This is a genomic window from Anabaena sp. 54 (genome assembly GCF_017355725.1).
In the GTDB taxonomy this organism is placed as follows: Bacteria; Cyanobacteriota; Cyanobacteriia; order Cyanobacteriales; family Nostocaceae; genus Dolichospermum; species Dolichospermum heterosporum.
Genome location: NZ_JAAVWA010000032.1, coordinates 30,676 through 43,144, shown reverse-complemented (window position 1 = coordinate 43,144; position 12,469 = coordinate 30,676). Strand labels below are relative to the sequence as shown.

At 35.6% G+C, this 12,469-nt stretch carries 9 protein-coding genes; 1 reads left to right on the top strand and 8 read right to left on the bottom strand.

Annotation, left to right across the window (positions count from 1 at the left end; all coding sequences use genetic code 11):
- Positions 1 to 29 precede the first annotated feature (29 nt).
- The 8 genes from HEQ36_RS21570 to crtH form a co-directional block, all read right to left on the bottom strand.
- Complete coding sequence (locus HEQ36_RS21570; RefSeq protein WP_257720872.1) at positions 30 to 341, bottom strand: type II toxin-antitoxin system VapC family toxin; 312 nt, start codon at positions 339 to 341, stop codon at positions 30 to 32.
- A 177-nt stretch (positions 342 to 518) separates the two neighbouring features.
- Complete coding sequence (locus HEQ36_RS21565; protein ID WP_053539518.1) at positions 519 to 737, bottom strand: hypothetical protein; 219 nt, start codon at positions 735 to 737, stop codon at positions 519 to 521.
- A 595-nt stretch (positions 738 to 1,332) separates the two neighbouring features.
- On the bottom strand, positions 1,333 to 3,717 hold the full coding sequence (locus HEQ36_RS21560) for a DUF1156 domain-containing protein (RefSeq protein WP_233455554.1): 2,385 nt from the start codon (positions 3,715 to 3,717) through the stop codon (positions 1,333 to 1,335).
- Positions 3,718 to 3,929: 212 nt separating this feature from the next.
- Positions 3,930 to 4,055, bottom strand: coding sequence for a DUF1156 domain-containing protein (locus HEQ36_RS21555; protein ID WP_205748600.1), 126 nt, complete (start codon positions 4,053 to 4,055; stop codon positions 3,930 to 3,932).
- A gap of 102 nt (positions 4,056 to 4,157) precedes the next feature.
- Positions 4,158 to 5,117 (bottom strand): hypothetical protein, encoded by a 960-nt coding sequence (locus HEQ36_RS21550; protein ID WP_168636741.1) that lies wholly within the window; start codon positions 5,115 to 5,117, stop codon positions 4,158 to 4,160.
- Positions 5,118 to 5,187: 70 nt separating this feature from the next.
- A complete protein-coding gene (locus HEQ36_RS21545) occupies positions 5,188 to 8,547 on the bottom strand; it encodes a helicase-related protein (protein ID WP_168636742.1) in 3,360 nt (1,119 codons plus the stop codon).
- 22 nt (positions 8,548 to 8,569) lie between these two features.
- A complete protein-coding gene (locus tag HEQ36_RS21540; RefSeq protein WP_290708415.1) occupies positions 8,570 to 8,785 on the bottom strand; it encodes a helix-turn-helix transcriptional regulator in 216 nt (71 codons plus the stop codon).
- A gap of 1,075 nt (positions 8,786 to 9,860) precedes the next feature.
- A complete protein-coding gene (gene crtH / locus HEQ36_RS21535; protein WP_168636743.1) occupies positions 9,861 to 11,366 on the bottom strand; it encodes a carotenoid isomerase in 1,506 nt (501 codons plus the stop codon).
- Positions 11,367 to 11,775: 409 nt separating this feature from the next.
- Here crtH and upp point away from each other — a divergent pair, with 409 nt between their 5' ends.
- Complete coding sequence (gene upp, locus HEQ36_RS21530) at positions 11,776 to 12,426, top strand: uracil phosphoribosyltransferase (RefSeq protein WP_053539523.1); 651 nt, start codon at positions 11,776 to 11,778, stop codon at positions 12,424 to 12,426.
- Positions 12,427 to 12,469 lie beyond the last annotated feature (43 nt).

Sequence of the window (12,469 nt, the reverse complement as noted above, 5' to 3'; positions counted from 1 at the left end):
TTTGATTTGGTAATAATATAATCAATTAGTTAAGGATAAGGGAGTAAATTAATTCCAGAAATAAAGCGATAATCACTTTGGTTCTTTGTTAGTAAAGGAAAATTATTAATAATAGATGTAGCAGCAATAAAGGCATCTGGCATTAATAATCCATGACTTAAACGGTAGGTTTTGATTAATTCTACCGTAAAAATTGATATATTATCATTGATTTGGCTAATGTCATAACGGGATAAAAATTTGTTGATATGCTGTAATTCTAGTTTGTTTCTACAGCCTACTATTAATTCCATTTCAGTAATAACGCTAATACTAAGGAACGCAAATTTAATAACCTGCAATTCTGACTTAACCTGAAATGGTGCGTTACGCTGTCGCTAACACACCCTACTTTTGCACTTTATTTAATTCATATTCCTAATCTGATTCGTTTTTTCTTCTAAATCAAGACGATTAATAGCTATGTCAATATTACGACTAACATCTATTAATATATCTGTATCTACTAAAATCATAATTTATCTCCACTCTTTTTGTCTAATATTTTTCACCCATTCAGTGCTATTTTCCATATCTGTTCTATCAGACCATATTCCAATAAAAGGCTCTTCTTTTAATGGAGTTAATTCTGGTTTTTTTGGAAGTATAGAAAGGATTTTTGTTTGCAAAATTTGTTTTTCTTCCAAGGTTAAAGTATTGATGATGTGAACTAGGGAATCAACTAATTGTAAGTTCATAAACAACTCCTTGTGATTTTGTTTGAATTTTGGCTAACATTTATTAACTAGTATTAACTAGCAAGAGAAATTACAGTTTCAGATGCTGTAGGTTGGGTTGAGGAACGAAACCCAACATTTGTAAGTTATTACTTGTTAGCTTTTGTTGGGTTTCACTTCGTTCTACTCAACCTACGGACTAGCAAGAGAAATTACAGGTTCAGATGCTGTAGGTTGGGTTGAGGAACGAAACCCAACATTTGTAAGTTATTACTTGTTAGCTTTTGTTGGGTTTCACTTCGTTCTACTCAACCTACGGACTAGCAAGAGAAATTACAGGTTCAGATGCTGTAGGTTGGGTTGAGGAACGAAACCCAACATTTGTAAGTTATTACTTGTTAGCTTTTGTTGGGTTTCACTTCGTTCTACTCAACCTACGGACTAGCAAGAGAAATTACAGGTTCAGATGCTGTAGGTTGGGTTGAGGAACGAAACCCAACATTTGTAAGTTATTACTTGTTAGCTTTTGTTGGGTTTCACTTCGTTCTACCCAACCTACGGACTTCAGATCCTCTCCCTATAGAAAAGAGGTGTAATAATTTTCCAACAACCCTGATTAAAACAACCCTAATTGTTTACCTTCATTTCCTCCCTTTTGATAACTTTCCCGTCCATAAAGTAAACCTTGTAACATCTGCTTTTCCTTATCACCATCTGGTAATACTTCAGAAATAGATTGTGCTACTTGCCAAAAGGCATTATTGTTTAATTGTCCTGTGTTGGTTAAAAGTTCTGTAATTTTCTCTCTATTATTCTTCTCCCATAATAATAACATTTGATGCAGGATATCAATCATGTTTTCTAGTTTTTCTTGGTCAATAAATTTTTTATCTCTGTCCTTGGGACTGAGGACAGTAATAAATTCTTTATCTTTCTTAATAAATCCCTTATTCCAATATTCCGTAATTTCTATACCACAAGCAGAGGCTAATTTTCGTCCTTCGTCAAATATGACTTTACTATTACCAAATGTCCAGCGCCATAGTAAATAAAAGCGGGTTTGGGGGTCAATTCCTCCCAGTTCTTGCGGGTTTTTGAGAATTTTAGTTAATGCGTATTCACTAACGGTTTTACGGATAAATTCTAATAGGGTTGCTGCTTCTATGGTGTCTCCTGCATAAGTTTCTACGGTTTGGTATTTTCCAAATACTTCTAATGCAGGACCAATAGCAGAAATAAAGAAGTCACTACCGCTGATTCCTTGACTCCAAAAATGGTCTAATCTTTCTTTGATCTTTTCCTGTACTTGGGTTTCTATTTCTTCAAAATAGGCTGTTTCTTCACTGGTGCGTTTACGACATACCATATATATTGATGATGCTAATACGGCTGATTCTTGTCCTCTTAATCTAGCTTTCATTTCGCTATGAATGGGAATACTTGCAGTTAGATATAAATTAGCTTTTGAAAGTGCATTAATAATAGTTTCCCAAGCATCTGTAGATTTATGGGCAAAAACAATAACAGCTATTCCTGATGGTTTTAAGGTGCGGGAAATTTCTTGAAACGCTTGGCCTATTTTATCTTCAAAAAATTGTTTATCTTTATTCCCATATCTGACACTATCCCAGCCCTTCATTTCTGTAATTTCTTCTGATTTAGGAGTGAGAGGAGTAGCAAATAATTCGGGGTAGTATTCACCTATTGTTCTTGATAACCAAACATAGAAAAAATCTGATAAATCAGCATAAGTAACGCTGTTATAATAAGGTGGATCTGTGATAATTGCATCAAAGTAATTATCAGGATAAAATAAATTTGTTGCTGATGATTGGGTTGTTGTAGCAAAACTAAGTGAGGATATTGAATTGCTGTTAATAACTCTAATTACCCATTCTAAGGCTGAATTAAAATCTCCTGTTGAATGACTTAATGGATTTAATTCTAAATAGTCCCATACCATACCTAATGCTTGACGGGTAAAAGTATGATTAATTTTTTCGCCTGTATTATGCCAACTACACAAAGTTGAATTGTAATCAATTTGCCTATCTATAATTAAAGCCAAATAAGTAGCGATCGCTTTAGCATAATCTTCATCATACCCTTCTTTTAAGATTAATTGATGAGCTTGTTTTACAGCATCAGCAAACGTAATTAAAGCTAACTTTTGACGGGAATTAAATAAAGATCCCCAGGTATTCATTCCATATAAAGGAACATTAAAAACACCACTCATTAAAGGTAATTCTTCATCAGGAATAGGATCAATACCCCACTTATCCCATAAATCATTCTGCTTAGATTCTAAATAAGATTGAGCATCATTAAATATTTCCATATCTTCAGCAGTTGCTAACCGATAGGTTTTACCAGATTGTTTAGGATTGTGTAAAACCACCGCAACCATTCTTTGACTAGCAATACCATCTATAAATTGTTTTCTAGTATCTTTATCAGTTAAACTACTACCACAACAGGGACAAATTACCTTAGCTCTTGCTACTGTACCCGTTGTAGGATCAAAATCAATATTATCATTTGCGACAATTTCAAAATCAATTTGATTATTTCCTGATTCATTAATTATAGGAATGATTTTTAAAGCAACTTTCTTATTATCTTTTTTAGCCAACCACAAATTAGAAGTTAAGGGAATTTCTACCCCACAATCAGGATTTTGACAAGTAACCGTTCTCATCCAATAATAACCTACAGGAATACGCCCATCGGCTTCATGAGGGTAAAATTTACCGATTTCTTCCTTAGCAGTTTCTAATACCCAATTACCCCATTTTTTCACATCTTCCAATAGAGGATTATATTCCTGTTCAAGTGTGGGATTTTGAACTTCTTTGTTTTTAGCATCTGCAAGTTCAATAATTCTAGTTTTTAATTGTCCATATTTTTGGGGAAATTCTAAAGTTGCCTTTTCAATTAAAACTGCTACAGGGTTTAAATCATTAGCATAGGTTTCACAACCCAATCTCAACGCTTCCAAAGGAATAGAACCACCACCAGAAAAGGGGTCTAAAACCTTGGGAGGAATGCCATTATTAGCTTCTAAAATATCAGCCCTAGCTTGATTTAATAATTCTTGATTATTAGCATTTTCCCATTTAGAAAGTTCTGCTATAAATTGATTTTTCTGTTTAATTTCTGATTCTGTAAAAGCGGGAACTAAAGCAGCATAAATAGTAGCACGGGAAGCAGCTAAAGGTTTTCTTGACCACCAAATATGTAAGGTAAAATATGTCCATGTCTAATGTTTTTTTCTTTAGCGGAATATTCGCTAACTTCTTGGATGGGAAATGATTGTTCTATAGCTGCTTGGTTCATAGTTTTAGTGGTTGTGAGGTTTTCAGATCCCCGACTTCTTAGAGAAGTCGGGGATCTTTTGGAGGGGTATCTTTAGCAGAGAAGTCAGGGATCTGAATTTGGTTAATTTTGCGGTAAATAGGAATCAATTAACTGCTGAAATTCCTCCAGAGAATTAACATGAATACTGGGTAAAAGTAAATTTTCCAGGATAGACATATCATCAATTTGCTTGATAGTATAGATCATCTTTTCTGGAAGATTAGCAAATCTGTTAGAGAGGATTTTGATAATGTTTTCTTGACAAGTTTTTCTAGCACCAATTTCCTTACCTTTTGCTTGGGCGTTTTCTTCAATAGTGCTGAGGAATGGCATATTTAACTCCTTTTCGTAATCATCTAATTTGGTTTCAAATGCTGTTTGTAATGGTGGTGGTAAAGTCATCATTTTATCAATGATCTTAACTAGATTAATAATATCAAACTTAGTTAAGCCCTTTTGATATAATGCTCTAACTAAACTCCATTTCCATTGTTCTCTTTCAGTTAAATTACTAGTGGTAGCTTTGGTTTTCAGATGTGCCATTACTATTGTAGCAAAGAGATTATCACTTGTGGTCAGATATTCCCATTCATAGTCTAATAGTTTGACTATACTAAATTCAATTTTGACTCGACTATTACCTAAACCGTATTCATAACTATTTGGTCGCCATTTTTTGTTTTCATCTCCTAATATTGCTAAACTAATTACTGGTTGATTAAATAAATCAAAAGAACGATAATTGTAGATAAACATTCTTTTTGGAAACTCTTTATCATATTGACTTTGTACTTCTATATGAATTAAAATCCAAATTATTTCACCATTTAATAACCACACTTGAAACAATTTATCCGCATACCGTTTTTCTGTTTGACTTGATGCGGTAATTTGTTCTAATTCCTTATCTAAGGATATTGGTTGTTTACTCCAGTCAATTTCTTGGTGAATTTCTGGATAGAAGAATAGTAAGAATAATTCCAGATATTCTCCTATTGCTTCTTTCCATGTATCATCATAATTTGCGGTAATGTCGCTCATAATTAATATTATATCCCTGGTTATTTTATTAATTTTATCAGATCCCGGACTTCTCTAAGAAGTCCGGGATCTAACTCTGATTGCTTTCACAATTAGCATGATAACGCCAATCATTAACGACATACCGAATTACACTTACCTCCTCAGCAGGGTTTAAATGAAGTGCTGGATTTTGAATTGTGTATAATGTAGGATTAGTTGCTGCATTTTCCACAATATAAAGCCAATATTCATCTCCTAAACGATTAGCCATTACCCATTCATTAGGAGTTAAAGAAATTGCTCCAGTAGCAGACCTAGCTTTAACTTCGATATAACGATAATTACCTGAATCATCACAGGAACGAATGTCATAACCTACATATTCTAAAGAAACATCTTGAGGATTTCTTTGCTGTTGTTTTTCGTATTCAATAGTAGTTTCCATCCCAATTAATTCAATTTCTTTATTACTATGTTGGTCAGAACCACCAAATTTAGGAACAATAGGTATGACTTGAATAACGCTTAAAATCTCAGGTTCTGAAAGATAAAGATTAGTTTGGACTCTAATATCTTCTTCTAACTTGAGTTTTTTCTGTTCTAAATCATCTCGGTTACGCTGTTCATTACCAATAATGACATCAGGAATATTATCACCTTGGATTTTTCTAATCTCATAGTCAGTTAATTTGGCTTCTGACTCTAAAATTAAAGAATCAATGGATTTTAAACCGTATTTTCGCTTAATTTGAGCATCTGATAAACGTTTCTGTAATAATTCTTGTTGATAGGGGTCTAAATAGTTATCTAAAATATAAGCTATAGCATTTTCCAGTTTAGATTTCAGATTGCTAACTTTTAATGCTTCTACTAATTCTTCTATAATTTCTGTAGATTCGTCATTGGGCTTTAAATCCCATAGCACTGAAGGATTAACAATTTGAAAATTATCTAACTTGTCTTGATACAAACACACTAATCTACGTCCGGCTATTTCTCCACTACCATCTTGAATTTCACCAGACATAAACCATAATAAACCGTCCCATTTACCATCAGGGTCTAAAAAAACTGAGCCTTTATCTATTTCTTTTTGATATTGTTTAAATAAATGTTCTAAAATTGCTTCCATTAAAGGATGACCACTGGTAACTAATTCTGCTTGTGCTTTGGAAGTAGTTTTTTTCTCAAAACCAAAGTTTAAATATTCTCGTTGTACTTCTCCATATTTGAGTTTAAACTCATGGGGTTGATTTCTTAACTCAAAAGGCACATTAGTAATACGCCAAAAGCCATTTTGACGTTTTTCGACTTTGATTTTTAAATGTTTAGCTGCTCTTAAAAAGAACCTTTCAATATATTCCGGGACAAGACGATTTTCCTTAGCTGTACGCTGTTCTTGATTAATTCGAGATAAATCAATATGACGAGTAGCCAAAGCCTCTAAACTAGCCTGTTTAACTTTATTAATTGCTTCCATATCTGGAACTTTATCCATGTCTGCTAAGATATCATCTATGGTTCTTTTATTAGCGATCGCATCGAGAATTAAATCCTTTAAACTAGCACCTTGTAAAACATCACCAATGACATCAAAAACTCTATCTCCTAGAGCTTCTTTCATTGCTTCTAACTTATCAAATAGCTTTTGTAAAACCTGACCTTCCCTAGTATCCAAAGCCACTAAATTGTAAATATGAACTTCATGTTCTTGTCCATAGCGATGAATTCTACCCATTCTTTGTTCTAAGCGATTAGGATTCCAAGGAATATCATAATTCACCATTAACCAACAAAATTGTAGATTAATACCTTCACCTGCGGCTTCCGTAGCTACCATAATTTGAGTTTTATTTTTAAACTCATATTCAGCTTTAATCCGAGCATCCATATTTAAGCCACCATGAATTAAAGTCACACTATACTCCCACTTTTTCAGCTTTTCTGCTAAATATTCCATTGTATCTTTTGACTCAGTGAAAATTAGTAACTTTTCCTTACTTTCTCGAATTTTTCTTTCTTCTAAAACTTCCCGTAAGCGATTGAGTTTTGTTTCAATCTCTTGCTTTTCTACTGCTTTAGCTAACTTAACTAAAAACTCTAAATTAGTAATTTCTAACTTTAATTCATCTAAAGATTCTGCTGAAGATAATTTAGCAAGTAATTCTTCTTCTTTACTGTAGCGTTCCTCATCTTCCAAGTCTTCTAGATAATCTTCATTATAAATACCATCCTGAATTAATTTGCCTTTTTTATATAAATCTTCTAATCGTTGTTTGCGACGTTCTAAAGATTTTAAAACGGCTCTGACGCTAGAAGCCAAACGTCTTTGCAGAACAGTTAAAGCAAAAGCCACATTACGTTTTTCTTTTTGGAGAGCTTTGTTAAAGTTCTCTTCTACATAATCGGTAACAGCATTATAAAGTTTTTTCTCTTCTTCATTCAGATAATACTTAATCGTTTCCACTAAACGGGGTGGGAATAAAGGTTGTCCATCAAAGTTTTTTAAATCTTCTTTTAAACGACGTAAAAATAAAGGATTATCTGCATCTTCAATAGAAGTTGCTAACATTTCTGTATTAGCAAAAAAGTTAGGTTGTAGTAAATCCAGAAATAATTTGAAGTTTTCAGGATCTCCTCGATGGGGAGTAGCAGTTAGTAAAATTAAATATTTAGAATTACTAGATAGAGTTTCTCCTACAGTATAACGAGCAGTTTTACTAACTTTCTCTCCATATTTATAAGCAGACATTTTATGAGCTTCATCAACAATAACTAAATCCCATCTAGCATCATTAAAAGCTAACTGCACATCATTTTGTTTAATAAAATCAAGGGAGGTAATGATTTGAGGAAATTCTGTCCAAACATTTTGACTCCAACTAGCATTAACTACTCCCCTGTCTACCATCAAAAACTTCTCAGAAAAACGCTCCTTCATCTCTCGTAACCATTGGCCTTTGAGATGTCCAGGAACAACGATTAATACTCTATTTACTAAACCTCGATATTTTAATTCTTTAATTAATAATCCTCCCATGATGGTTTTACCAGCACCGGGGTCATCTGCTAATAAGAAACGAATATTAGGACTTTTGAGAATGTAATGATAAATAGCTTCAATTTGATGGGGTAATGGGTCAACTTGGGATGCACTGATACCATAAAGAGGGTCAAATTGAAAAGCATTGCGAATGCGTGTTCCTTCTAAGTATAAAAATACTGATTCAGGATTTCCTGTAAATTGAAATTGTAGGTCTTTTTGTTCTTGGAGATCAATTAATTCTTGAATAGGAATAACAGGATCATAATATTTATTAGTATTAATACCAACAGCTTCTATTTTTACTCTGGAAGTTCCTATCATTTTAGATGATAAAACTTTTACGGGTTCAGGAAATTTGTCTCCGCAAATAATGATTCCTGGCTGTAACTGTTCTATCTTCATTGTTTATATCCCGATAATTCATTCAGATCATCAATAGCAGGGGAAATTGTTCCCCCACTTCCCCAAACTTCTGTCCAATCTTGTCTATATCCATAGCTGAGGGCTTAGATCGCTCATTTTCCCAACGCTTAACAGTACCATAAGTCACATCTAGATAAGCTCCAAACTGTGCTTCAGTAAGTCCAGTCAACAGGCGAAACTTCCGAATTAGCCCCCCAATTTCGGTTTTTTTGACCACGAATGGTCTTTTTAAGATTGCCTGATTTCAGAGGAAGAAGCAACAGGGAACAGGAAAAACTCATGTTTAAAAACATGAGATTGAAATAATGACACTGTTTTTTTCGTGCTACGCATCTTTTAAAAACATCTTTTTTTTGACTGAAGCTCTAAACTGGTGCAAATGAGTGTTTCTTATCTGTTCCCAGTTAAGAGTTCCCTGTTCCCTTTTTTTGTAACAAGTATTATATCTTCTGACATAATAAGCACATTTAAAAATAAAAGCAATAGCAAAAACCGCTAATTTTCCGAGAATTCGCTAGTTTTTTAGTTTTCTTTAATGTTTGAATTGGATAAAATCCAAATATGCACCAAGTAAATCCATCGTCATCTACCAAAAGTTAGATATTAAATAAATGCCTACAGCAATTTCTACCCAGCGATAGGGGATGGTTTTGGAGGGAACTAGTAGTTCGTCAAATTTATTTTGACGGGTAATGATCGAAAAAACTTCTGTTCTTCCCTCCCCTACCCCCCTTACCTCCCCTACCCCCCTTACCTCCCCTACCCCCCCTACCCCCCCTACCCCCCTTACCTCCCCTACCCCCCCTACCCCCCCTACCTTTGTGCTTTCTGTTGGACAGGAAGCCGACACTGTACCGTCAGGTCAGTGTGGGTAGTTCACTATACCTATGGTTAATATCGTTAAAGCCCAATTTCGGTCATGTTGAGACGGTGAATCATGGGTTTTTTAATACAGGTGATGCTTATAGTGAATGATAACCCTTCAGAGTTGTAATTGCTGTATCAAATATTTCACCCATCCCTAACCCTCCCCTTATAAAGGGGAGGGAACTGGATTTTTCTTGTTTCCCCCCTTTGCAAGGGGAAAGGGGGGGTAACAATGTGATGAAAATTACGGGATACCACTTTGAAAACATCGTCTCATAAAACCTCGCGGTAAGTGGGAAACTCAGCGGCTTTAGCCCTGAGAGTGTCAATGAAGAAGAGGGTTTTCTCTAAAAATCCTCTCGACCATTGACTTAAAAACAAAAAGATCCCCGACTTCTTTAAGAAGTCGGGGATCTTATTCCCAGCTATTTTCTCAGTTGTAAATCTACTCCAATCCTATGAGCGCAAGCAAACCCAGAAAAAGCTACTGCATTCAAACCCTGTCCGGGGAATGTACTATCTCCTACACAATACAAATTAGGAATCACAGTGCGATTGAAAGGCATTCCCAATAACCCCCACAACTTACGTTTAGGTATTGGTCCATAAGTGCCATCTATCCGTTGTAAAAAGCGTCTGTGAGTACGTGGAGTCCCGATTTCCAAATAATCTAACCCAGCATCTAAGCCAGGAAAAATTGCGGCTAATCTGTCAATAATTTGCCCTGCTGCTATTTCTTTTTCAGCCGTATACTCGCTTTCGGAAAGTCCCTGCCAATTACTAATCCAGTCAGGTGTAAAGGCATGAATAATATGATATCCTGGTGGTGCTAAATCCGGGTCAAGGAGGGTAGGAATAGAAACAAAAATTGTTCCTGTTGCTGTGGTCATTTCTTGCCAATCTGTTAATAAAATATGATGGCATTCTGTTCCTACAGGTAAAACTGATGCTTTTACCCCTATATGCAAGCTTAAAAAACTGGGTGATTTTATATATCGTTGTTGCCAATTTTTTTCTTTAACTGGCATTTTTTCGGCTGGTAGTAGTTTTGTAAATGTGTCCCAGCGGGTGGCATTAGATACTATTTTTTTACCATAATAAATTTGACCATTTGCTAATTGCACACCTACAGCTTTTCCCTGTTTGGTAATAATTTTTGTCACTCGCGCTTGGTATTGAATTTCACCCCCCAATTGTGCTAAACCTGTTACCAATTTTTCGGCAATTTTCCCAACTCCACCCCGAGGATAATTAACTCCTCCATAATGTCTATCAGAAAAAACCATACCAGCATTAATCATTGGTGTCATGTCCGCTGGAACTACTGACCAGCAATAACACTCGATATCAATAAATTTTAATAACTGAGGATCTTGAATATACTTTCGTGCCACTTCTCCTACATTTAAGGGTAAATACTTGGCTAAACCTAGACAAGCTAAAGGATTTTTGAGAAATACCCGCAGGAGATATTTAGGTTCTTCTAATGATAACAATTCAATATTATTCAGGCAATTAAAAACTTTTTGACATTCATCATAAAATCGCCTGATTCCCTTGGCTTCCTGGGGAAAATAAGCAATTAGATTTTGGAGAAATGTTTCATAATCTCGATCAATTTTTAAATCTAAACCATTGGGTAAATGATAGTGAATCTGGACAGAATCGGGAATGGTTTCTAGATTAACATTGACTGCATCTAAGGCACGGGTGAGTAAGTTGGTTGTTCCTTTATTTCCCATGCCAAAAATCATTGATGCACCGACATCAAATGTATATCCTTGGCTTTGAAAATAGCCAGCGCTACCGCCGGGAATGAGATAACTTTCAAAAACTATAACTTTTGCACCTTTGGCTGCTAATTGGGTGGCTGTCACTAAACCACCAATACCAGAACCAATGATAATGACATCAAATAATGCGGAATCCATAATCTGTAATTTAATCCAAAAAAGAGGGAAAAGTCTGCTGCTGCTGACTAATCCCGCCTGCCGATCCTTTAAAGAGAGGAGAACACTTGAGAATAATATAACTCTGATTGAGAATCTTTGTCAACTATTAATGAGAAGATTTATCAATAAATATATTTAGGGCTTGCACATAATTCACTTTTTTAACCCGGAAACTCTTAATATATCTAGGTTTTCGGTTTATATGGCTAACTATCAGCAACCCCTATTTACTCCTGACTTCTTCCTGGGCGCAGACCCTGCGCCCCTACCTTCTCCTTTCTCCTTTCTCCTTTCTTCTTCCTGACTCCTGACTCCTGACTCCTGATTCGGTGAATTCTGCTATGATGTTCCAGTAAAAAGACAATTATCCAGCCGCCCTTTTCTAGCTATGACACAACAACTCCGTGTTTATGTTCCACCTCATCCTTTAATTCAGCACTGGTTGGGAGTTGCTCGTGATGTAGCTACGCCATCTGTATTATTTCGTTCTGCTATGACTGAGTTGGGTAGGTGGCTAACTTATGAGGCTGCTAGGGAGTGGTTACCGACTCAAGAAACAATGGTGCAAACGCCTCTGACGACCTGTGCAGCCACTTTTATTAATCCTCAGATACCTGTGGCTGTTGTGCCGATTTTGCGGGCTGGTTTAGGCTTGTTGGAGGGAGCGCAGGGTGTACTGCCTTTGGCATCAATTTACCATGTTGGCTTGGCGCGAAATGAAGAAACTCTAGAACCTACTTGTTATTTAAATAAATTACCCGAAAAATTCGCTCCCGAAACGCGGGTGTTAATTACTGAGCCGATGTTGGCTACTGGAGGCTCTATAATGGCAGTAATGGCGGAATTGACCCAAAGAGGTGTTGATCCGGCGTTAATTCGGATTATATCTGTAGTTGTTGCTCCCCCGGCGTTGAAAAAGTTGGCTGCTGTCTATCCTGGCTTAATCGTTTACACCGCTACTATTGATGAAACGCTTGATGATCAAGGGTATATTGTACCAGGATTGGGGGATGCGGGCGATCGCATTTTTGGAACTTAAGCTAGGATGCCGCTAAGGCTGGAAAATAGCTAAAGTATTGTCA

Excerpts from the sequence above, each read along its gene's own strand:
- HEQ36_RS21565 (WP_053539518.1), bottom strand. The coding sequence starts at position 737 with ATGAACTTACAATTAGTTGATTCCCTAGTTCACATCATCAATACTTTA.
- HEQ36_RS21555 (WP_205748600.1), bottom strand. The coding sequence starts at position 4,055 with ATGAACCAAGCAGCTATAGAACAATCATTTCCCATCCAAGAAGTTAGC.
- HEQ36_RS21550 (WP_168636741.1), bottom strand. The coding sequence starts at position 5,117 with ATGAGCGACATTACCGCAAATTATGATGATACATGGAAAGAAGCAATA.
- HEQ36_RS21545 (WP_168636742.1), bottom strand. The coding sequence starts at position 8,547 with ATGAAGATAGAACAGTTACAGCCAGGAATCATTATTTGCGGAGACAAA.
- crtH (WP_168636743.1), bottom strand. The coding sequence starts at position 11,366 with ATGGATTCCGCATTATTTGATGTCATTATCATTGGTTCTGGTATTGGT.
- upp (WP_053539523.1), top strand. The coding sequence starts at position 11,776 with ATGACACAACAACTCCGTGTTTATGTTCCACCTCATCCTTTAATTCAG.